This is a genomic window from Pseudomonas thermotolerans DSM 14292, from assembly GCF_000364625.1.
Classification (GTDB): domain Bacteria; phylum Pseudomonadota; class Gammaproteobacteria; order Pseudomonadales; family Pseudomonadaceae; genus Aquipseudomonas; species Aquipseudomonas thermotolerans.
Map to the genome: position 1 here is coordinate 15243 of NZ_KB822612.1, position 21721 is coordinate 36963.

The 21721-nt window shown below is 67.3% G+C and carries 22 protein-coding genes; 6 read left to right on the plus strand and 16 right to left on the minus strand.

The window, feature by feature from the left end:
• Nucleotides 1-7: 7 nt before the first annotated feature.
• From ispH to murJ, 6 genes are all read right to left on the minus strand, one after another.
• Entirely contained in the window at nucleotides 8-952 is a 945-nt protein-coding gene (ispH, locus tag H165_RS0111530) for a 4-hydroxy-3-methylbut-2-enyl diphosphate reductase (RefSeq protein ID WP_017939090.1), read from the minus strand.
• Nucleotides 953-1049: 97 nt separating this feature from the next.
• On the minus strand, nucleotides 1050-1490 hold the full coding sequence (locus H165_RS0111535; protein ID WP_017939091.1) for an FKBP-type peptidyl-prolyl cis-trans isomerase: 441 nt from the start codon (nucleotides 1488-1490) through the stop codon (nucleotides 1050-1052).
• Nucleotides 1483-1986 carry a signal peptidase II gene (gene lspA, locus H165_RS0111540; protein WP_017939092.1) on the minus strand — a complete coding sequence of 168 codons (504 nt, stop codon included), beginning with the start codon at nucleotides 1984-1986 and terminating at the stop codon, nucleotides 1483-1485. The genes H165_RS0111535 and lspA overlap by 8 nt, the downstream gene beginning before the upstream one ends.
• A gap of 63 nt (nucleotides 1987-2049) precedes the next feature.
• Nucleotides 2050-4881: an isoleucine--tRNA ligase gene (gene ileS / locus H165_RS0111545; RefSeq protein ID WP_017939093.1), complete on the minus strand. Its 2832-nt coding sequence runs from the start codon at nucleotides 4879-4881 to the stop codon at nucleotides 2050-2052.
• 10 nt (nucleotides 4882-4891) lie between these two features.
• On the minus strand, nucleotides 4892-5830 hold the full coding sequence (ribF, locus tag H165_RS0111550) for a bifunctional riboflavin kinase/FAD synthetase (protein WP_017939094.1): 939 nt from the start codon (nucleotides 5828-5830) through the stop codon (nucleotides 4892-4894).
• Nucleotides 5831-5892: 62 nt separating this feature from the next.
• Nucleotides 5893-7431 (minus strand): murein biosynthesis integral membrane protein MurJ, encoded by a 1539-nt coding sequence (gene murJ / locus H165_RS0111555; protein WP_017939095.1) that lies wholly within the window; start codon nucleotides 7429-7431, stop codon nucleotides 5893-5895.
• A 254-nt stretch (nucleotides 7432-7685) separates the two neighbouring features.
• Here murJ and rpsT point away from each other — a divergent pair, with 254 nt between their 5' ends.
• On the plus strand, nucleotides 7686-7964 hold the full coding sequence (rpsT, locus tag H165_RS0111560; protein ID WP_026146574.1) for a 30S ribosomal protein S20: 279 nt from the start codon (nucleotides 7686-7688) through the stop codon (nucleotides 7962-7964).
• A 92-nt stretch (nucleotides 7965-8056) separates the two neighbouring features.
• Here the strand turns inward: rpsT and H165_RS0111565 are convergent, their stop codons facing one another.
• From H165_RS0111565 to rplU, 5 genes are all read right to left on the minus strand, one after another.
• Nucleotides 8057-8533 (minus strand): CreA family protein, encoded by a 477-nt coding sequence (locus H165_RS0111565; protein ID WP_026146575.1) that lies wholly within the window; start codon nucleotides 8531-8533, stop codon nucleotides 8057-8059.
• A gap of 2 nt (nucleotides 8534-8535) precedes the next feature.
• Entirely contained in the window at nucleotides 8536-9654 is a 1119-nt protein-coding gene (gene proB / locus H165_RS0111570; RefSeq protein ID WP_017939098.1) for a glutamate 5-kinase, read from the minus strand.
• Between the two features lie 61 nt (nucleotides 9655-9715).
• On the minus strand, nucleotides 9716-10930 hold the full coding sequence (cgtA, locus tag H165_RS0111575; RefSeq protein ID WP_017939099.1) for an Obg family GTPase CgtA: 1215 nt from the start codon (nucleotides 10928-10930) through the stop codon (nucleotides 9716-9718).
• A gap of 150 nt (nucleotides 10931-11080) precedes the next feature.
• Nucleotides 11081-11338, minus strand: coding sequence for a 50S ribosomal protein L27 (gene rpmA, locus H165_RS0111580; RefSeq protein WP_017939100.1), 258 nt, complete (start codon nucleotides 11336-11338; stop codon nucleotides 11081-11083).
• A gap of 38 nt (nucleotides 11339-11376) precedes the next feature.
• Nucleotides 11377-11688 carry a 50S ribosomal protein L21 gene (gene rplU / locus H165_RS0111585; RefSeq protein ID WP_017939101.1) on the minus strand — a complete coding sequence of 104 codons (312 nt, stop codon included), beginning with the start codon at nucleotides 11686-11688 and terminating at the stop codon, nucleotides 11377-11379.
• 245 nt (nucleotides 11689-11933) lie between these two features.
• Here rplU and H165_RS0111590 point away from each other — a divergent pair, with 245 nt between their 5' ends.
• Together H165_RS0111590 and H165_RS0111595 are read left to right on the plus strand one after the other, a co-directional pair.
• Entirely contained in the window at nucleotides 11934-12902 is a 969-nt protein-coding gene (locus tag H165_RS0111590; RefSeq protein WP_017939102.1) for a polyprenyl synthetase family protein, read from the plus strand.
• A 188-nt stretch (nucleotides 12903-13090) separates the two neighbouring features.
• The gene (locus tag H165_RS0111595; protein WP_017939103.1) at nucleotides 13091-13351 is read left to right on the plus strand and encodes a PA4570 family protein; all 261 of its coding nucleotides are present in this window, start codon (nucleotides 13091-13093) and stop codon (nucleotides 13349-13351) included.
• A 158-nt stretch (nucleotides 13352-13509) separates the two neighbouring features.
• Here H165_RS0111595 and H165_RS0111600 read toward each other — a convergent pair whose 3' ends face one another.
• From H165_RS0111600 to H165_RS0111620, 5 genes are all read right to left on the minus strand, one after another.
• Complete coding sequence (locus tag H165_RS0111600; RefSeq protein WP_017939104.1) at nucleotides 13510-14127, minus strand: BamJ family beta-barrel-assembly machinery protein; 618 nt, start codon at nucleotides 14125-14127, stop codon at nucleotides 13510-13512.
• Between the two features lie 118 nt (nucleotides 14128-14245).
• A complete protein-coding gene (locus H165_RS0111605) occupies nucleotides 14246-14734 on the minus strand; it encodes a TIGR00645 family protein (RefSeq protein WP_017939105.1) in 489 nt (162 codons plus the stop codon).
• 180 nt (nucleotides 14735-14914) lie between these two features.
• Nucleotides 14915-15253 carry a PA4575 family protein gene (locus tag H165_RS0111610; protein WP_017939106.1) on the minus strand — a complete coding sequence of 113 codons (339 nt, stop codon included), beginning with the start codon at nucleotides 15251-15253 and terminating at the stop codon, nucleotides 14915-14917.
• A 197-nt stretch (nucleotides 15254-15450) separates the two neighbouring features.
• A complete protein-coding gene (locus H165_RS0111615; RefSeq protein ID WP_017939107.1) occupies nucleotides 15451-17901 on the minus strand; it encodes a Lon protease family protein in 2451 nt (816 codons plus the stop codon).
• Between the two features lie 121 nt (nucleotides 17902-18022).
• Complete coding sequence (locus tag H165_RS0111620) at nucleotides 18023-18346, minus strand: TraR/DksA family transcriptional regulator (RefSeq protein WP_017939108.1); 324 nt, start codon at nucleotides 18344-18346, stop codon at nucleotides 18023-18025.
• A gap of 154 nt (nucleotides 18347-18500) precedes the next feature.
• Here H165_RS0111620 and H165_RS0111625 point away from each other — a divergent pair, with 154 nt between their 5' ends.
• The 3 genes from H165_RS0111625 to ispA all read left to right on the plus strand — a co-directional run bounded on the left by H165_RS0111625 (nucleotide 18501) and on the right by ispA (nucleotide 21573).
• Entirely contained in the window at nucleotides 18501-20357 is a 1857-nt protein-coding gene (locus tag H165_RS0111625; protein WP_017939109.1) for an Lnb N-terminal periplasmic domain-containing protein, read from the plus strand.
• Between the two features lie 89 nt (nucleotides 20358-20446).
• The gene (locus H165_RS0111630) at nucleotides 20447-20689 is read left to right on the plus strand and encodes an exodeoxyribonuclease VII small subunit (protein WP_017939110.1); all 243 of its coding nucleotides are present in this window, start codon (nucleotides 20447-20449) and stop codon (nucleotides 20687-20689) included.
• Nucleotides 20686-21573 (plus strand): (2E,6E)-farnesyl diphosphate synthase, encoded by an 888-nt coding sequence (gene ispA / locus H165_RS0111635; RefSeq protein ID WP_017939111.1) that lies wholly within the window; start codon nucleotides 20686-20688, stop codon nucleotides 21571-21573. Before H165_RS0111630 ends, ispA begins: the two co-directional genes overlap by 4 nt.
• Nucleotides 21574-21721 lie beyond the last annotated feature (148 nt).

Here is a 21721-nt window from a genome sequence, read left to right on the forward strand (position 1 = left end):
TTCATGGTCACAGGGCTTTGACCCGCAACTCCTTGGGCATCGAGAAGGTGATGTTTTCCGGTCGCCCGTCCAGCTCCTCCGCGCCGGTGGCGCCCCATTCCCGCAGGCGGTCTACCACCCCGCGCACCAGAACCTCGGGAGCCGAGGCACCGGCGGTGATGCCGATCTGCTGGCAGCCGACAAACCATTCGCGCTGCAGGTCCTCGGCGCCATCGATCAGGTAGGCCGGGGTGCCCATGCGCTCGGCCAGCTCGCGCAAGCGGTTGGAGTTGGAGCTGTTCGGGCTGCCCACCACCAGCACCAGGTCGCATTCGCTGGCCAGCTGCTTGACCGCATCCTGGCGGTTCTGGGTGGCATAGCAGATGTCGTCCTTGCGCGGCCCGCTGATGCTGGGGAACTTGCTGCGCAGGGCGTCGATCACCCGGCTGGTGTCGTCCATGGACAGGGTAGTCTGGGTGACGAAGGCCAGGCTGTCCGGATTGCGCACCTCGAGGCGGGCGACGTCCTCCTCGTCCTCCACCAGGTAGATCGCCCCGCCGTTGGCGCTGTCGTACTGGCCCATGGTGCCTTCCACCTCGGGGTGTCCCTCGTGGCCGATAAGGATGCACTCACGGCCGTCGCGGCTGTAGCGCATCACCTCCATGTGCACCTTGGTGACCAGCGGGCAGGTGGCGTCGAACACCTTCAGGCCACGCCGCTCGGCCTCCCTGCGCACGGCCTGGGAGACGCCGTGGGCACTGAAGATGACGATGACGTTGTCCGGCACCTGGTCCAGCTCCTCAACGAAGATGGCACCACGGGCGCGCAGGTCCTCGACCACGAACTTGTTGTGGACCACTTCGTGGCGCACGTAGATCGGCGGGCCGAACACCTCGAGGGCACGGTTGACGATCTCGATGGCGCGGTCGACGCCCGCGCAGAAGCCACGGGGATTGGCGAGTTTGATGTGCATAGGGTGATCTCTTCGGCGCCCGGCATCAGGCGCAGTGTACTGCGGAAATCCGCCGGGGATGGCGACCGTTCGCCGCGCCAGATAGCGGGCTAAGGCTTCAGGCGACTTCCCGGACCGCGATGATCTCCACCTCGAAGGCCAGCGTCTTGCCGGCCAGGGGGTGGTTGAAGTCGACGGTGACCTGCGCGTCGTCGAACGCCTTGACGATGCCCGGCAGCTCCGCGTTGGCCGCGTCATTGAAGATCACCAGCAGGCCCTCGGAAAGCTCCATGTCCTGGAACTGGCTGCGCGGCATGATCTGCACGTTCTGCGGGTTGGGCTGGCCGAAGCCGTTCTCCGGCTCGACCCGCAGGGTGCGCTTGTCGCCGGCCTTGAGACCGAACAGGGCGGCCTCGAAGCCCGGCAGCAGGTTGCCGTCGCCGACCCTGAAGGTGGCCGGCTGCTTGTCGAAGGTGCTGTCCACCACCTCGCCGGACTCCAGCTTGAGGGCGAAGTGCAGGGTGACTTCCCTATCCGGGCCAATGCGTAGCTCAGTCATGAGCGGGTTCTCCGGATTGCTTGGATTTGAACATGTCCAGCGCCAGCATCAGGGCGCCGACGGTGATGGCGCTGTCGGCCAGGTTGAAGGCCGGGAAGTACCAGCGGTCTTGCCAATGCACCAGGATGAAGTCGATCACGTGGCCGTAGACCACCCGGTCGAACAGGTTGCCCAGAGCCCCGCCCAGAACCAGCGCCAGTGCCACGGCCAGCCAGGTCTCGCCCGGCTTCAGGCGCTTCAGCCAGACCACCAGCACGGCGCTGACCACCACCGCGATCAGAGCGAAGAACCAGCGCTGCCAGCCGTCGGCATCGGCGAGAAAGCTGAAGGCCGCGCCGGTGTTGTAGGCCAGGGTCCAACTGAACAGGTCGGGGATCACCACGATCTGCTGGTACAGGCGTAGCGAACCCTCGAAGTGCAGCTTGCTCGCCTGGTCGAGGCCGAATACCAGCAGGCTGAGCCACAGCCAGGGCAGCTTGCCGAAACGGGCGCTCACGAGCGGCCACCAGCGCGGCGGGTCGCGCTCCGGGCGCACGGTGCGGCGGAGCGGATACGGGCCTTAGGCATGTTGACGAACCTCACCGGCGCCTTCCACGTTCTCCACGCAGCGTCCGCAGATTTCCGGATGGGCCGGATTGATGCCGACGTCGGCGCGGTGGTGCCAGCAGCGGGCGCACTTGGCATGGGCCGACTTGATCACCCTGAGCTTGAGCCCGGTCACCTCGGTGTCCACGGCATCCGCCGGCGCCTCGGCCAGCGGCGCCAGGGTGGCGGTGGAGGTAATCAGCACGAAGCGCAGCTCGTCGCCCAGCTTGGCCAGTTCGGCGCCGAGCTTCTCTTCCACGAACAGGGTGACCTCGGCCTGCAGGTTGCCGCCGATGGTCTTGGCCGCGCGCTGGTTCTCCAACTCCTTGTTGACCGCGGCCTTGACCGCCATCACCTGGGCCCAGAACTCGCGGCCCAGCTCGAAGCCTTCCGGCAGCTCGCTGAGGCCCTCGTACCAAGTGTTGAGCATCACCGACTCGTTGCGCGCGCCGGGCAGGTACTGCCAGATCTCGTCGGCGGTGAACACCAGGATCGGCGCCACCCAGCGCACCAGCGCCTCGGCGATATGGTACAGCGCGGTCTGGCAGGAGCGCCGCGCGCGGCTGTCGGCCGGGGTGGTGTACTGGCGGTCCTTGATGATGTCGAGGTAGAAGCCGCCCAGGTCCTGCACGCAGAAGTTGTGGACCTTGGAGTAGACGTTCCAGAAGCGGTACTCGCGGTAGGCCTCCTCGATCTCGCGCTGGAGCAGCAGGGCGCGGTCCACCGCCCAGCGGTCGAGGGCCAGCATGTCCTCGGCGGCCAGGGCGTCCTTGACCGGGTCGAAGCCGTTGAGGTTGGCGAGCAGGAAACGCGCAGTGTTGCGGATGCGCCGGTAGGCGTCGGCGCTGCGCTGCAGGATGGTCTGCGACACCGCCATCTCCCCGGAGTAGTCGGTGGCGGCGACCCACAGACGCAGGATGTCGGCGCCCAGGCTGTCGGTGACCTGCTGCGGGGCGATCACGTTGCCCAGCGACTTGGACATCTTGCGGCCGCTCTCGTCCACGGTGAAGCCGTGGGTGAGCAGCTGGCGGTACGGCGCGTGGCCGTCGATGGCGCAGCCGGTCAGCAGCGAGGAATGGAACCAGCCACGGTGCTGGTCGGAGCCTTCCAGGTAGAGGTCGGCGGCCGGGCCGCTGACGTGGGCCAGGCGGTGGGAACCACGCAGCACGTGCCAGTGGGTGGTTCCGGAGTCGAACCAGACGTCCAGGGTGTCGCTGATCTTCTCGTACTGGGCGGCTTCCTCGCCGAGCAGCTCGGCGGGATCCAGCTTGAACCAGGCCTCGATACCCTCCTGCTCGACGCGCTTGGCCACCTCTTCCATCAGCTCCAGGGTGCGCGGGTGCAGCTCGCCGCTTTCCTTGTGCAGGAAGAAGGGGATGGGCACGCCCCAGTTGCGCTGGCGGGAGATGCACCAGTCCGGGCGGCCGGCGATCATGCCATGCAGGCGCGCCTGACCCCAGGCCGGGACGAAGCCGGTCTGGTCGATGGCCGCCAGGGAGCGCTGGCGCAGAGTGGTGCCGTCCGCCGCGGTGCGGTCCATGCCGACGAACCACTGGGCGGTGGCGCGGTAAATCAGCGGGGTCTTGTGCCGCCAGCAATGCATGTAGCTGTGGCTGATGCTCTCGTGCTTGAGCAGGGCGCCCACTTCACGAAGCTTCTCGACGATCAGCGGGTTGGCCTTCCAGATGAACTGGCCGCCGAACAGCGGCAGCGACTCGGCGTACACGCCGTTGCTCTGCACCGGGTTGAGGATCTCGTCGTTGCTCATCCCGTACTGCTTGCAGGTGCGGAAGTCGTCCTCGCCGTAGGCCGGCGCCGAGTGGACGATGCCGGTACCGGCGCCCAGCTCCACGTACTCGGCCAGGTACACCGGGGAAACGCGCTCGTAGAAGGGGTGGCGGAACTCGATCAGCTCCAGGGCCTGACCGCGGCAGCTGGCCAGCACCCGGCCTTCCAGACCGTAGCGCTGCAGGCAGGACTCCACCAGTTCCTCGGCGAGAACCAGTAGGCGTTCGCCGACGTCCACCAGGGCGTAGCTGTACTCGGGGTGCACATTGAGCGCCTGGTTGGCCGGAATGGTCCAGGGGGTGGTGGTCCAGATCACGATGGCGGCCGGCTTGGTCAGGCCGTCCAGGCCGAAGGCGGCAGCCAGCCTGGCGGCATCCACCACCGGAAAGGCCACGTCGATGGCATCGGACTTCTTGTCGGCGTATTCCACCTCAGCCTCGGCCAGCGCCGAGCCGCAGTCGAAGCACCAGTTGACCGGCTTCAGGCCCTTGAACACGAAGCCGCCCTCGACCATCTTGGCCAGGGCGCGGATCTCGCCGGCCTCATTGGCGAAGTTCATGGTCTTGTAGGGGTTGTCCCAGTCACCCAGCACGCCAAGACGGATGAAGTCGGCCTTCTGGCCCTCGATCTGCTCGCCAGCATAGGCGCGGCACAGTTCGCGGGTCTTGTCCGCCGGCAGGTGCTTGCCGTGGGTGACTTCCACCTTGTGCTCGATGGGCAGGCCATGGCAGTCCCAGCCCGGTACGTAGGGGGCGTCGTAGCCAGCCAGGGTTTTCGAGCGGACGATCATATCCTTGAGGATCTTGTTTACCGCGTGACCGATGTGGATGCTGCCGTTGGCGTAGGGCGGGCCGTCGTGGAGGATGAACTTCGGACGTCCGGCGCCGATTTCGCGGAGCTTCTGGTACAGACCGATGCTTGCCCAGTGCTGCAGGATCTGCGGCTCGCGCTGCGGCAGGCCGGCTTTCATCGGGAACGCGGTGTCCGGAAGGTTCAAGGTGGCTTTGTAGTCGGTCATCTCAGGCTCTTCACTTAGGCGGTTGGCCCTGCCAGTAGGCTCGGGCGGCGGCGACATCCCCATCGATCGCCGTCTTCAGCGCCTCCAGGGAGGCGAAACGCTGCTCATCGCGCAGCTTGTGGTGGAAGGCCACCGTCAAATGCCGGCCGTACAGCTCGCCGGCGAAATCCAGAAGGTGCACCTCGAGGTGCGGGCGGCCATCGCCCTGCACCGTCGGGCGCACGCCTATGTTGGCGACCCCCGGCCAGCGCCGCCCGTCCAGCTCGACGCTGGCCACGAACACCCCGGACAGCGGCACACGACGGCGCTTGAGCTGCACGTTGGCGGTCGGCGTGCCGAGCTGGCGGGCCAGCTTCTGGCCGTGCAGGACGCGCCCCTCGATGCAGAAGGGCCGCCCCAGCAGCCGTTCGGCCAGAGCGAAGTCGGCGGCCGCAAGGGCCTGCCGCACCCGGGTGCTGCTGACCCGTTCGCCGTCCAGTTCGACGGTCGCCGCCTCCTCCACGCTGAAGCCGGCATCCGGCCCCACCTTGCAGAGGAAGGCGAAATCGCCGGTGCGGTCGCAGCCGAAGCGAAAATCATCGCCCACTTCCAGGTGGCGGACCCCCAGCCCTTCGACCAGCACGGCGCTGACGAATTCGGCGGCACTCAGTTCGCGCAGGCGGCGGTTGAAGCTCAGGCACAACACCTGGTCGATGCCCGCCGCGGCGAGCAGCTGCAGTTTCTCGCGCAGACGGCTGAGGCGCGGCGGCGCACTGTCCGCCGCGAAGAACTCCCGCGGCTGCGGCTCGAAGATCACCACGCAGCTCGGCAGTCCCAGCTCCGCCGCGCGTTCGCGTAGACGGGCCAGGATGGCCTGGTGTCCGCGGTGCACGCCGTCGAAATTGCCGATGGTGGCAACGCAGCCCCGATGGCGGGGCCGTAGGTTGTGAAGACCTCGAACCAGTTGCATAGCGCACTACTTGCTCAGAAAGTGGCCGATTATACGCACAGCCCGCGCGGTACGACAGGCACTCAGGATACCGCCTTGCGCGAGAAGTCCCGCGGGCGGAAGCCCAAGGCCGCCAGAGTGGCGAAATAGGCCAGCGCTCCGGCGAGCACCAGCAGCCCCAGGCGCAAGAGGCGCTCGGCCATGCCACCTTCACTCCAGGCCGGCAGCAGCTGCATCACCCCGTACAGCACCACGCACATCACCGCCACGGCGACCAGCAGCTTGAGGAGGAATTTCCCCCAGCCCGGCTGTGGCACGTACATCCCCCGCTGGCGCAGGCCGCGATAGAGCAGCGCGGCGTTGACGCAGGCGCCCAGGCTGATGGCCAGAGCCAGACCGGCGTGCTTGAGGGGAATGATGAAGGCCAGGTTGAGCAGCTGAGTGAGCACCAGCACGAAGAGGGCGATGCGCACCGGCGTGCGGATGTTCTGCTGGGCATAGAAGCCGGGGGCCAGCACCTTGACCAGGATGATCCCGAGCAGGCCCACCGCGTAGGCGATCAGCGCGCGCTGGGTCATCTGCGCGTCGAACGCGGTGAACCTGCCGTACTGGAACAGCGACACGGTCAGCGGCTCGGCCAGCAGGGCCAGAGCCAGGGCGCAGGGCAGCACCAGCAGGAAGCACAGGCGCAGGCCCCAGTCGAGCAGCCGGGAGTACTCCTGGCGGTCGGCGTTGGCGTACGTCTTGGCCAGCGAAGGCAACAGTATGGTGCCCAGGGCCACGCCGAGCACCCCGGAGGGCAGCTCCATCAAGCGGTCTGCGTAGTACATCCAGGATACCGAGCCAGCGACCAGGAAGGAGGCGAAGATGGTGTTGATGATCAGCGAGATCTGGCTGACCGAGACGCCGAGGATCGCCGGTCCCATCTGCCGCAACACCCGCCATACCCCGCTGTCGCGCAGATTGAGGCGCGGCAGCACCAGCATGCCGATCTTCTTCAGGTGCGGCAGCTGGTAGAGCAGTTGGGCCAGGCCGCCGGCCAGCACTGCCCAGCCCAAGGCCATCACCGGCGGATCGAAATAGGGCGCGAGGAACAGTGCGAACACGATCATGCTGACGTTCAGCAGGGTCGGCACGAACGCCGGCACCGAGAAGCGGTTCCAGGTGTTCAGCAGCGCCCCGGCCAGGGAGGCCAGGGAGATCAGCAGAATATAAGGAAAGGTCACCCGCAGCAGTTCGACGGTGAGCGCGAACTTCTCCGGCTCGGCGACGAAGCCCGGTGCGGAGATCCACACCACCACCGGCGCGGCGAGGATGCCGAGGGCGGTAACCAGCGCCAGGGCCAGGGTCAGCAAACCGGCGACGTAGGCCACGAAGGTGCGGGTCGCCTCCTCGCCCTGCTGGGTCTTGTACTCGGCGAGGATCGGCACGAAGGCCTGGGAGAAGGCGCCCTCGGCGAAGATCCGGCGCAGCAGGTTGGGCAGCTTGAAGGCCACGAAGAAGGCGTCGGTGGCCATGCCGGCGCCGAACACCCGGGCAATGATGGTGTCGCGGACGAAGCCGAGCACCCGGGAGAGCATGGTCATGGAGCTGACCGCGGCCAGCGTCTTGAGCAGATTCATAGGTCCGAACGGAAATCCCAGGAGTTGCCGAAGCCCCGGCGGGCAGGTCCAAGGGCGCCCGCCTGCGCGGTCCCCGAGCGGCGTGCCAGCACGCGCCGGAATGAAGCCGACGAGTGTAGAGTGCTGCCCCGAAGAAAGCACGCCCGCCCGCTCGTCGGGCGTAGCCGTCACGCTTGACAACCCCCACGGCCAACGGCATCATTCGCGGCCTTAATTTGATAGGCAACCCCCCAAAGTTTTCGAGGAGCTCGACGGTGGCAAATACACCTTCTGCCAAGAAACGTGCCAAACAGGCTGAGAAGCGTCGTAGCCACAACGCCAGCCTGCGCTCCATGGTGCGCACCTACATCAAGAACGTGGTCAAGGCTATCGAAGCCAAGGATCTCGAACTGGCCAAGAATGCGTACACCCTGGCTGTCCCGGTAATCGACCGCATGGCCGACAAGGGCATCATCCACAAGAACAAAGCCGCTCGTCACAAGAGCCGCCTGAACGCCCGCATCAAGGCGCTCGGCGAAGCTGCTGCTGCCTAAGCCGCCAAGTTCTTGAAAAAACCGGCCTTCTGGCCGGTTTTTTCTTGCCCGCGGAAAAGCCCTCCCCGCCTCACAGGAGGCCCGAGTCCGACTCAGCGCTCAGGCCAAGGCTGGATGGGGATGGCGGTCACCGCGTTCTGCGGACTGCCCTCGATGACCCGGTCGCTGTAGACCAGATAGACCAGCGCATTGCGCCTACGATCGAAGAAGCGCACCACTTGCAGGGTCTTGAAGATCAGCGAGGTGCGCTCCTTGAACACCTCCTCGCCATCCTTCAGCTCGCCGCGGAAGTGGATCGGCCCCACCTGGCGGCAGGCGATGGAGGCCTCGGCGCGATCCTCGGCCAGTCCCAAGCCACCCTTCACCCCGCCGGTCTTGGCGCGCGACAGGTAGCAAGTCACGCCCTCCACCCTGGGATCATCGAAGGCTTCCACCACGATCTTGTCGTTCGGCCCCAGCCACTTGAAGACGGTGGACACCTCGCCGATCTGCTCGCCCAGCGCCGCCAGCGGCAGCAGCGCCAATCCGGCCAACCACGCTCCTTTCACGCCTGCCTCCCTGCCCCGCATCCTCAGACCAGCACCAAGTTGTCGCGATGCACCAGCTCGGGGCCGTCGACGTAGCCGAGCAGTTGCTCAATCAGGTCGGACGGCTTGCCGGCGATCTTGCGCGCCTCACTGGCGCTGTAGTTGACCAGCCCGCGAGCGATCTCGCGTCCGTCTGGTGCCACGCAGAGCACCATCTCGCCGCGTCGGAAGTTTCCCTCCACCGCCTTGACGCCCACCGGCAGCAGGCTCTTGTGGCCATCCACCAGGGCTTTCACAGCGCCGTCGTCCAGGGTCAGCACGCCACGGGTCTGCAGATGGCCGGCCAGCCACTGCTTGCGGGCGGCCAGCAGGCCACGCTCGGGGGCTAGCAGGGTACCCAGGCGCTCGCCGCTCTTCAGGCGCGCCAGGACCCGCTCGATGCGCCCGCCGACGATCACCGTGTGAGCACCGGAACGCGCCGCCAGACGCGCCGCACGCAGCTTGGTCTGCATGCCGCCACGCCCCAGCGCACCGCCAGTGCCGCCAGCCACCGCATCCAGGGCCGGATCGTCGGCGCGCGCCTCGTGGATCAGCTGGGCATCGGGGTTGTAGCGCGGGTCGGCGTCGTACATGCCGTCGCGGTCGGTGAGGATCACCAGCAGGTCGGCCTCCACCAGGTTGGCCACCAGGGCGGCCAGGGTGTCGTTGTCGCCGAAGCGGATCTCGTCGGTGACCACGGTGTCGTTCTCGTTGATCACCGGGATCACCCCGAGATTGACCAGGGTGCGCAGGGTGCTGCGCGCGTTCAGGTAGCGCTTGCGGTCGGACAGATCGTCGTGAGTGAGAAGGATCTGCGCGGTGTGCCGACCGTGCTGGGCAAAACTGGACTCCCAGGCCTGCACCAGCCCCATCTGCCCCACCGCCGCGGCGGCCTGCAGCTCGCTCATCACGCTCGGCCGGCTGCTCCAGCCGAGACGGCTCATACCCGCCGCCACAGCCCCGGAGGACACCAGCACCAGCTCCACGCCAGCCTCGCACAGCGCCACCATCTGCTCGACCCATACAGCCATTGCCGAACGGTCCAGACCACGCCCATCGGCGGTCAGCAGGGCACTCCCGATCTTCACCACCCAGCGCTGAGCGCCGGTCACCTTGTCCCGCATGTCCACCCAACCTTATCGGCGCTCACCTGCGCCGTCTCACGATCACAGGGAAAGAGTCCGATCAGCGGACGTAGAAGATTTCTGCGCCGCCCTCGTCGTCGTCATCATCGAAATCATCGTCGTCGACATCGTCGGCGCTCTTCATGCCGGCCCGACGCAGAGCCCGGCGGTCGTCCAGCTCCTGCAGGCGCGCCCGCGCCTCGGCTTCGACGCGCTCGTCCAGCTCGGCCAGGGCCTCGGCGTATTCCGGATCCTCGGCGATGCGCTGGGCGCGCTCGTCTAGGTAGCGCATGATCGCCTGACTGAGCTCCTCGGTGCCTTCCCGCTCCAGGGCGGAGATCACGTACACCGGGCCCTTCCAGCCAAGACGCTCGACCACCGCGCGGAGACGCTCCTCGCGCTCGTCCTCGAGCAACTGGTCGGCCTTGTTCAGCACCAGCCAGCGATCCCGCTCGGCCAGCGCCGGACTGAAGCGCTCCAGCTCGCGGATGATGGACTCGGCGGCATCCGCCGGATCGCTGCCATCCAGCGGCGCCATGTCCACCAGATGCAGCAGCAGGCGGGTACGGGCCAGGTGCTTGAGGAAGCGGATGCCCAGGCCGGCGCCTTCCGAGGCGCCTTCGATCAGCCCGGGAATGTCGGCGATCACGAAGCTCTTGTAGCGACCGACGCTGACCACCCCAAGGTTCGGCACCAGGGTGGTGAAGGGGTAGTCCGCCACCTTGGGCTTGGCCGCCGACACCGAACGGATGAAGGAGCTCTTGCCGGCGTTGGGCAGCCCCAGCAGGCCGACGTCCGCCAGCACCTTCAGCTCCAGCTTGAGATCCCGGGCCTCACCCGGCTTGCCCGGAGTGGTCTGCCGCGGCGCGCGGTTGGTACTGGACTTGAAGCGGGTGTTGCCGAGCCCGTGCCAGCCGCCCTGGGCGACCAGCAGGCGCTGACCGTGGCGAACCAGGTCGCCGATGATCTCCTGGGTGTTGGCGTCGATCACCGTGGTACCCACCGGCACCGGGAGGATCAGATCCTCGCCCTTGCGACCGGTACAGTCACTGCTGCCGCCCTTCTCGCCATTCTGGGCGAAGAACTTGCGGGTGTAGCGGTAGTCCACCAGGGTGTTCAAGTTCTCGTCGGCCTCGATGTACACCGAGCCGCCGTCGCCACCATCACCACCGTTGGGACCGCCCTTCTCGATGAACTTCTCGCGGCGAAAGCTCATCATGCCATTGCCGCCGTCACCGGCCTTTACGAATATCGATACTTCATCGACGAATTTCATTGCTTGCCTCCCGCCGCTTCAGCGGGTCAGATATCAGCCTATCTACATAAGGCTTTTGCAAAATCCCGCGCACTTCACTTTGCAAAAGCCTCACGACTCAGAAACAAAAAAGCCCCGTCGCGAGACAGGGCTTTTCCAGCAGCGCTACGCTCAGGCCGCGACGATGCTCACGTAGCGACGGTTTTGCGGGCCTTTCACTTCGAACTTGAGCACACCCTCGATCTTGGCGAACAGGGTGTGATCCTTGCCGATGCCCACGCCGTAGCCGGGGTGGAACTGGGTGCCGCGCTGGCGCACGATGATGTTGCCGGCCTTGACGACCTGACCACCGTACACTTTCACGCCGAGGCGTTTACTTTCGGAATCGCGGCCGTTGCGGGTAGAACCGCCAGCTTTTTTGTGTGCCATGAGTCAATACTCCAAATAAGGGATCGGGGCCGGACGAATCAGGCCTGGATACCGGTAATTTTGATCTCAGTGAACCACTGGCGGTGGCCCTGACGCTTCATGTGGTGCTTGCGGCGGCGGAACTTGATGATGCGCACCTTGTCGTGACGGCCTTGGGCAACCACTTCAGCGGTGACCTTGGCGCCTTCGACCACCGGAGCACCGACCTTCACGTCGTCGCCGTTGCCGACCAGCAGAACGCGGTCGAAGGTCACGGCTTCGCCGGTGCCGACTTCCAGCTTCTCGACCTTGAGGAATTCGCCTTCGGTGACCTTGTACTGTTTGCCACCGGTAACAATTACTGCGTACATGATATATCTCCGTTGATCCTGCTCACCCAGCGCTTTGTAGGAGTAGGTGTTGGCTGGCATGGCTGCACGAGGCCGGAAGGACTCCCGCGCATTTGCGTAAGGCAGGCGATGCCCAGGGAAGTTAGGGGCCGCGATTGTACGCAAGCCTCGGCGCCTCCGCAAGCATCACCGCCGCGCGCCTTGCTTGACAGGCCCTACCCCGGCACCTAGCATGCCGCGCATTCTCAGAGGAGCACTTGGCACTGATGCAACCCCAGGCATTCTATCGGGTGGTGGCAGACGATTTCACCGCTGTCGACGGCATTATCAGGAAGCAGCTCACCTCCCGAGTGCCTCTGGTGGAAAAGATCGGTGACTACATCATCTCCGCCGGCGGCAAGCGCCTGCGCCCCCTGCTGGTGCTGCTCTGCGGGCGTGCCCTGGGCCGCCAGAGCAACGATCTGCGCCTGCTCGCCGCCACCATCGAGTTCCTGCACACCGCCACCCTACTGCACGACGACGTGGTCGACATGTCCGGCATGCGCCGCGGCCGCTCCACCGCCAACGCCCTGTGGGGCAACGCGCCCAGCGTGCTGGTCGGCGACTTCCTCTATTCCCGCTCCTTCGAGATGATGGTCGAGCTGGGCTCGCTGCCGGTGATGCACATCCTCTCCCACGCTACCCGGGTGATCGCCGAGGGCGAGGTACTGCAGCTCTCCAAGGTGCGCGACGCCAGCACCACCGAGGAGGTCTACATGGAGGTCATCCGTGCCAAGACCGCGATGCTCTTCGAGGCCTCCACCCATAGCGCCGCCGCCCTGGCCAACGCCCCGGCCGAGCAGGCCGAGGCCCTGCGCCGCTTCGGCGACCGTCTGGGCATCGCCTTCCAACTGGTGGACGACCTGCTCGACTACCGCGGCGACAGCGAGACCCTGGGCAAGAACGTCGGCGACGACCTTGCTGAAGGCAAGCCGACCCTGCCACTGATCTACACCATGCGCGAGGGCACCCCCGAGCAGGCGGCATTGGTGCGCAAGGCCATCCAGCAGGGTGGCAGCGACGATCTGGAGAGCATCCGCGCCGCCGTGGAAGCCTCCGGCTCCCTGGACTACACCGCCCGCCTGGCCCGCGACTATGCAGCCCAGGCCATCGCCTGCCTGGACGCCCTGCCGGCCAGCAGCTACCGCGACGCCCTGGTCGAACTCAGCGAGTTCGCCGTCGCCCGCACTCACTAAGCCCCGCACCTGCCCTGCACGGCCCGCCCTGACGGCGGGTCGCCGGCCCGTTCGGTTTCAGCGCAATTCCGGTTCAAGCCCCGCGGGGCGTGACGCCTTGTCCGTCCCGACGGAAACCGCAAATTAGTCCTTGCTATTTAGATAATAATAATTATTCTCATCTCGGACACCCAACACGGAGATGAGCCATGACCTACCTGATCGATGCCTGGCTGGAGCGCCCGCATCCCTACCTGCGGATTCTCCATCGCGAAACCGGTGAAGTCTGTGCCGTGCTGGAAGAAGATGCCCTAGACGAGCTGCGCGAGCAGGGCGACCTGGACCTCCACGGACTGAACTGCACCGAGCCCTCGGTGCTCAAGGAGCTGGTCCGCAACCTGTTCCTGTTCTGCTACGCCCGGGCCCTACGCCCCGGCCATAACGAGCTACACTTCGGACATGAGCTTTAGGCCGCCGGGATGCGGCATCAGCGCCCGCCCAACAGGGCGCCTAGCAGGGGCCAAGCGCCCCTTGGCGGCTCTCCGGGCAGGCCATGGAAAGCCCGTCCGAGAGCCACTCATACAAAAAAGGCCGGAATGTCCGGCCTTTTCCTTTTCAGCGCACGCGATCAGAGGATCGCCAGCAACTCGACGTCGAAGATCAGCACGCTGTGCGGCGGAATGCTACCGACCGCCTGGGCGCCGTAAGCCAGCTCGCTCGGCACGTAGAGGCGCCACTTGCTGCCGGTGTTCATCAGCTGCAGGGCCTCCACCCAGCCGGCGATCACCCCGCCGACCGGGAACTCGGCCGGCTGACCGCGTTGGTAGGAGCTGTCGAACACGGTGCCGTCGATCAAGGTGCCGTGATAGTGGGTGCGCACGGTGTCCTCACGGCTCGGCTTGGCGCCTTCGCCGGCAACCAGCACTTCGTACTGCAGGCCCGAGGGTAGTTGCACCACGCCTTCGCGCTTGGCGTTCTCGGCGAGGAACTCGACCCCGGCGGCGGCGGCCGCCTCGGCCTTGGCCTGGGCCTCGGCCTGCATGCGTTCGCGGATCACCCGGTAGCTGGCCAGCAGCTCTTCCTGGCTGACCCGGCTCGGCTGGTTGGCGAAGGCGTCGCGCAGACCGGCGACCACCGCGTCCAGGCTGACGCCGGGCGGCGGGTTGTCGCGCAGTTGGTCGCCCAGTTGGCGGCCGATGCCGTAGCTGACGCGGGTTTCGTCGGTGGAGAGATCGAGTTCGGACATGGGAGGGGTTCCACAAAGGGCAAAAAGGGCGGCCAGACTAGCACAGCCGAGGCCGCCGCCGGCAAGGCCCGCCCCGTGCCGAGTCCTGCCGCCCCGTGGAAGCGGGCGTCCGGCGGGATCAGTGCCGGGTCAGCTTGTCCAGGTAGCCCATGGCGAAGGCCGAGACCACGAAGGTCATGTGGATGATCACGTACCAGAGCAGCTTGTCGTTGGCGATCTGCTGGGCGTCCATGAACATGCGCAGCAGGTGGATGGAGGAGATCGCCACGATGGAGGCAGCCACCTTCAGCTTCAGCGAGCCGGAATCCATCTTGCCGAGCCACTCGAGCTTTTCCTTGTCCTCGTCGATGTCCAGCTGGGACACGAAGTTCTCGTAGCCGGAAATCATCACCATCACCAACAGGCCACCGACCAGCGCCATGTCGATCATCGACAGCAGGACCAGGATCAGGTCCGCCTCGCTCTGCTCGAAGATGTGCGGCACCAGGTGGTAGAGCTCCTGGAAGAACTTCAGGGTCAGCGCCAGCAGGGCCAGGGACAGGCCCAGATAGATGGGCGCGAGCAGCCAGCGCGAGGCGTACATCGTGTTTTCGAGAAAGCGTTCCATTGAGGCTCCCGGGCTATGGCGAAAAACGGCGGCGAGTATACCCCGCGCCCCGGGACGGACACTACTGCCGGACGGTGCCATGCCGGCCCTGGACGAATCTGTGGATAACTCTGTGGAAGGCTGCCGGCCGAAGCCTGGATTTCGCGGCCTGCGCGCAGCCGCCCAGACTCCGTTCCAGCACTAGCCGGGTGGCGGCTGGCAGTCGTCCAGGCAGCGCCCCCGCGAGGCCCTCACCCGGCGAAGTTCGGCCTGGATGTGCAGGCACCAGATGGAGGAATCGGCGGTGATCTCGTAGCCCATCGCGAGCAGGTTCTCGACGATCGCATCGAGCACCGACTCGGCCACGCAAGGCCCGGGAAACGGGCCTTGCGCCTTGACGGCGGTGGGCTGATTGCCGGCGATGCCGGCGGCACAGATCAGCATCCACAGACCGCTTTCGCCTGACAGCGGCCGGACCGCGCATTCGATGCGGGTGACCAGCCCTAGACACTGGCGGGTGAGGCAGAGGCTACGCGACATGATGGCGCTCCTCGGCAGGGTCCGGGCTCCAGCCTACACCCCGCGCGGCGCTCTAGGGAAGCCTCGCGGTTATCCCCACGTTCTGTGGATAAGTCTGTGGAGGGCGGGTGGGCAAGGCGCCACGGCCTAGAGGTCATGCCGGCCGGACGCCATTGCTCAAGGATTGGGCAGCCGTCGCCGCGACCGCCCTGCCCCGTCTAGGCGTCCTTGGTCGCGCCGGCGGCCACCGCGGCGCCCTTGATGTTCACCTCCTTGGCGGCGCCCTTCTCGTCCTCGTCCATGTCCAGCTCGGCGATCTCGCGCAGGCGCTCGACCACCAGGGCGTTGACGCTGCCGGCCGGGAAGCGCCCCCTAGCATCCGCCACGCCCACCTCGCGGCCGACCAGCAGACTCAGCGCCTCGTCCACGTGGCGCACCGCGTAGACGTTGAATTGCCCCTTGCGCACCGCCTGCACCACGCGGTCGTCGAGCATCAGGTTGGCGACGTTGGCGCGCGGGATGATCACCCCCTGCTCGCCGGTCAGGCCGCGCGCCTCGCAGAGGCGGAAGAAGCCCTCGATCTTCTCGTTGACCCCGCCGACCGCCTGCACCTCGCCGAACTGGTTGATCGACCCGGTGATCGCGAAGCATTGCTTGAGCGGCGTGCGCGACAGTGCGGAAATCAGCGTGCAGACCTCGCCGAGCGAGGCACTGTCGCCGTCCACGTAGCCGTAGGACTGCTCGAGGGCGATGCTTGCCGAGATCGCCAGAGGGAACTCCTGGGCGTAGCGGCTGCCCAGGTAGCCGGTGAGGATCATCACCCCCTTGGAGTGGATCGGCTGGCCGAGGCTGACCTCGCGCTCGATGTCGACGATGCCGCTGTTGCCCGGGTAGACGGTGGCGGAGATGCGCGCCGGAACGCCGAACGCCGAGTCGCCCACCTCCAGCACGGTCAGCCCGTTGCACTTGCCGACCGCGGCGCCCTCGGTGTCGATCAGGATGATGCCGGCCAGCATGTCGTCGAGGATCCGCGCCGAAACGCGCCCGGTGCGGGTCGCCTTGGCCTTCAGGGCGCGTTCGATGTGCCCGGCGTCGGTGACCTGGTCATGGGCCAGTTGGCGGATGAAGTCGGCCTCGCTGACCAGCTGGAAGAGGTCGCCGATGCGTGCCGAGAGGCGCTGCTGGTGCTCGGCCAGGCGCGCGCTGTAGGTGGCCAGACGGGCCACAGCGCCGGCGCTCAGCGGCGCCATGCCTTCCTCGCTGGTGCGGGTCTTGAGCAGCTGGGCGAACTGCTCGAGGCTGTCCTCGGAAAGCGGGATCTCCTCGTCGAAGTCCACCAGCACGCGGAACATTTCCTGGAAGTCCGGGTCGTGGTCCTGCAGCGCGTAGTAGAGCTGCCGCGAGCCGATGATCACCACCTTGACCTGCAGCGGGATGACCTGCGGGGTGAGGGTCACGGTGGCGATCCGCCCCAGCTCGCCGAGCGGCGACTCCATCTTCAGCTTGCCGGCGTGCAGGGCTCGCTTCAGGGCGTCCCAGACGAAGGGCTCGCCGAGCAGCTTCTCGGCCTCCACCACCAGATAGCCGCCGTTGGCACGGTGCAGGGCGCCGGGGCGCAGCTGCCGGTAGCTGGTGTACAGGGCGCCCTGGTCAGAGCTGTACTCGATACGCCCGAACAGGTTGTCGTAGGTGGGGTGCGGCTCGAACACCACGGGCGCACCACCGCTGGCGTGGTGGCCGACCACCAGACAGGGGCTGTACTGCTCCTCGAGCAGCTTGCGGGTCTGCACGTCGACCTTTTCCACCTCAGCCAGCTGGTCAACCACGGTCTTCAGCAGGTTGACCTGCATGGCCTGCAGGTAGGCGCAGACCCCGGCGTTCTCCGCGTACTTTTCGGACAGCGGCGCGAGCAGTGGCTGCAGGGCCAGAGTGATGGTCTCCTCGTTGAGCTGGCGCAGCTGGTTGCTGGACTCGCGCCTCCACTGCGGCAGGCTGGCCAGCTCCTGGTTGAGGCGGTCCTCCAGCTCGGCGATGTCGGCATGGAAGCGCTCGCGCTCGGCCTCCGGCAACTGGGCGAACTCCGCCTCGTCGAGTGCCTTGCCGTCGCGCATGGGGGTGAAGGCGACATTGCTGCTGTCGCGGTAGAGCGCCACGTTGCGCTCCAGGGCGAGGCGTTCGATCAGTTCCAGGGCGCGGTCGTAGCGCTGGTTGAAAGCGCGGTCGATGGCGCTCTTCTTCTGCTGGTAGGCCGGGTGCTCGAAGGCCGCCGGGAAGGTGGCCATCAGGTTGTCGATCAGCACGCCGATGTCGGCGATGAATTCGCTGGCGGTGCCCGGCGGCAGCTCCAGGGCGCGGGGCTCGCGGGGTTCCTCGAAGTTGTTGACGTAGACCCAGTCGGAGGGGGTCCGCATGCGCTTGGCCTCGGCCTTGAGGTAGCGCTTGACGAAGGAGAAGCGGCCGGTGCCGGGCTCGCCCATCACGTAGACGTTGTAGCCGGGCCGCGGCATCGCCACGCCGAACTGCAGGGCCTCTACCGCCCGTTCCTGGCCGAGGATGCCGCGGAAGGGTTCGAGGTCCTCGGTGGTGGTGAAGCCGAACTGCTCGGGGGAGAAGGTTCGGGTCAGCGCCTCGGGCGCCAGCCGCAGACCTGCGGCGATGGAATCGGGCATCGGGAGTCCTTGGGAACTGCGGGAGAGATGACCGCATTCTGGCGCTGCCCCGGCGCCGCTGGCAAGGCGGGCGCGGGCCGCAGGGCGGAAGGACTCCGCCCTCCTGCCCGCGCGTCCGCGCTCAGCGCTCCTTGTCGGCGCAGGCCAGGCAGTACTCGGCGGCCGGCAAAGCCTGCAGGCGCGCCGGCTCGATCGGCTCGCCGCAGCCCAGGCAGTCGCCGTAGGTGCCTTCGGCAAGCCGCTGCTTGGCCTTGCCGACCTGCAGCAGAGCCGCCTCGGCCTCGGCGAGCAGGGCCTCGAGCACCTCGTCGTTCTGCCGCTGCACGGCCTGCTCGGCGAAATCCGGGGAATGGCTGCGTGCCAGGTCGCGGCGGATGGCGGCCGCCCGCGCACCGTATTCCGCGGCTAGGGCATCGAGGGCCGCGCTGGGATCGAAGGTGGTCATGGTGGTGCTCCCCAAACGAAGTGGTCGGATATCACAAGTGTGGACAGGGAATGCCGCGCCGGCATTGAGCTGCGACAAAAATCGCCGCCCTTGACAGCGCCGGCGCCTTCCCCAAAGCTCCGCCCCCAGTCATCGGAACCAGAACGACGCCCCCTTGAAACGGACTCTTCCCGCCCTGGCCCTGGCGTTCGCCGCTGCCGTCCAGGCCGCCGGGCCGGATGCGGCCCGCCTCGACGCCCTCGCCGCGCATCCCTACTGGATCGCCCTCGGCCACTACGAGACCGGCAAGCTGGGCGGCTGGCGCAGCTACGTCGACGATCCCGACTTCTTCCTCTCCGCGCAGGGCGACAGCGACCCGCACGCCGAACTGGCCGCCACCCTGGCGGGCCTCTACGCCCCAGCCGAACTCGGCGACCGCCACCCGCAGTGCATCTACCCGGCGCGCACCCGCTGGCTGCGCGAGCAGCTGCAGCTGCAGCTGACCGACCTGCCGAAGCCCGACTGCGCCGAGTTCGACGCCTGGTTCGCCGACGTCGCCCCGCACAGCAGCGTGCTGGTATTCCCCGCCGCCTACCTGAACAGCCCCTCGTCGATGTTCGGCCACACCCTGCTGCGCATCGACCAGGCCGACATCGACGAGAACAACACCGCGCTGCTCAGCTACGCGCTGAACTTCGGCGCCTTCATCGAGGGCATGGACAACAGCATCCTCTATGCCTGGAAGGGCCTGATGGGCGGCTACCCCGGGCTGTTCGCCCTGGTCCCCTACCACGAGAAGCTCGCCGAGTACCGCCACCTGGAGAACCGCGACCTCTGGGAATACCGCCTGAACCTCACCCCCGAGGAAACCGGGCGGATGGTCGAGCACGTCTGGGAACTCAAGCAGATCCGCTTCGACTACTACTTCTTCGACGAGAACTGCTCCTTCCGCCTGCTCGAGCTGCTGGAGATCGCCCGCCCGGGCATCGAGCTGACCGACCGCTTCCCGCTCACCGCCATTCCCACCGACACAGTGCGCGCGGTGAAGGACTCCGGGCTGGTGGCGCGCATCGACTACCGGCCGTCCCGCGAGCGCGAGCTGCTCGCCCGCGCCGAAGCCCTGGACGGCGCCGAGAAGGCCCTGGTACTCGCCCTCGCCGAGAACCCTGCCAGCCTGGACGACGCCGCCTTCGCCGCCCTGCCCCGCGAGCGCCAGGCACTGGTGCTGGACGCCGCCTTCCGTCTCGGCCGCTACCGCTCCGCCGGGGAGAACCGCGACCCGGCGGCGGTGCGACGCAGCTACGCGCTACTTCAGGCGATCAACCACAACCCGCCGCCGGCCCTGGAGGTGCAGCGCCCGGAACCGCCGGAGGACGGCCACCAGTCGCGTACCTGGCAGCTCGGCGCCGGCAGCCGCGAGGATCGCGCCTTCGCCGAGTACGGCCTGCGCATGGCCTACCACGACCTGACCGACAACGCCTACGGCTTCCCCCTCGGCGCGCAGATCGAGATCCTCCAGCTCAAGCTGCGCCAGTACGAAGACAACCACTGGCAGCTGCAGCGCCTGGACCTGGCCACCATCCGCTCGCTGACGCCCCGCGACCAGCTGCTCAAGCCCTGGTCCTGGCAGGTTGGCGGCGGCCTGGAGCGGGTCCCCGGCGAGGACGGCGCGGAACGCCTGGTCAGCCACCTGAGCGGCGGTGCCGGCGGCAGCTGGCAGCTCAGCGACGAGGTGCTGGGCTTCGCCTTGGGCACCCTGCGCGTCGAGCACAACCGGGACTTCGCCGCCTTCGTCGCCCCGGCCGCCGGCTTCGACACCGGTCTGCTCTGGCGCAACGGCCTCGGCAGCCTGAGCCTGGAGGCGCGCGGCGACTACTTCCACAACGGCGAGGTGCGCCGCAGCCTCGCCCTCACCCAGCACTGGGAGCTGGGCAGGAACCTCGGTCTGCGCCTGTCGGCCAGCCGACAGTTCAGCCAGCTCGCCGCGCCGGTCAACGAGCTGGCCGTGGAACTCAAGTGGTACCACTATTGAAGGCACGCCAGCCGGCCCGGGCGATTTGCCCACCGGGTGCCGCTCTGCTAGTGTCGCGCCGCTGAACACCCCTCCCGCCGAGAACGCTCATGGCCCGCAAGAAAAGCGCCCCCGATTTCGAGCAGTCGCTCGCCGAACTGCAAACCCTGGTCGAACGCCTGGAAAGCGGCGAGCTGTCCCTAGAAGACTCGCTGGCCACCTTCGAGCAGGGCATCCGCCTGACCCGCGAGTGCCAGGATGCCCTGGCCCAGGCCGAGCAGAAGGTCCAGATCCTCCTCGAACGCGACGGCGCACTGCAGGAAGCGCCGTTCGACACGGACGAACCGGTATGATCGCCAGCTACCAGAAACGCTGCCAGCAGCGCGTCGATGCCGCCCTGGAGCGCCTGCTCCAGCCCCCACGCCCGGAACTGGAGCGCCTCTACCAGGCCATGCGCTACAGCGTGATGAACGGCGGCAAGCGGGTCCGCCCGCTGCTGGTGTACGCCGCCTGCGAGGCCTTGGGCGGCCAGGATGCTCGGGCCGACGGCGCCGCCTGCGCGGTGGAGCTTATCCACGCCTACTCGTTGGTCCACGACGACCTGCCGGCGATGGACGACGACGACCTGCGCCGAGGCCAACCGACCACCCACCGGGCCTTCGACGAGGCCTGCGCGATCCTCGCCGGCGACGGCCTGCAAAGCCTGGCCTTCGAGGTGCTCGCCGACCCCGAGCGCAACCCCCATGACGCCGAAACCCGCCTGGCCATGCTCAGCAGCCTGAGCCGCGCCGCCGGTCCCTCCGGGATGGTCGGCGGCCAGGCCATCGACCTCGACTCAGTGGGCCACAGGCTGGACCAGCAGGCCCTGGAGACCATGCACCGGCACAAGACCGGTGCGCTGATCGAGGCCAGCGTGCAGCTCGGCGCCCTGGCCAGCGGCAAGGCCGACCCTGCCAGCCTGCGCGCCCTGCAGCAGTACGCCCGGGCCATTGGCCTGGCGTTCCAGGTGCAGGACGACATCCTCGACGTGGAGAGCGACACCGCCACCCTGGGCAAGACCCAGGGCAAGGACGAGGCCCATCACAAGCCCACCTACCCCGCCCTGCTCGGCCTGGAGGCGGCCAAGGCCTACGCCCTGGAACTGCGCGACCAGGCCCTGCACGCCCTGCGCCCGTTCGGCGACAGCGCCGAGCCGCTGCGCGAGCTCGCCCGCTACATCGTCGATCGGCGCAGCTGAGCCACCCGCTCCAGCACCTGCCCGCGCAGCCAGAGGCCGCCACCATCGCCCTCCTGCTGGCGTGACCAGTACAGGCTCAGGGTGACCGGCGCCAGCTCCAGCCCCCCGAGTCACGGTGCCGCGGGCCAGCCCCCGGCAGACGGACCCG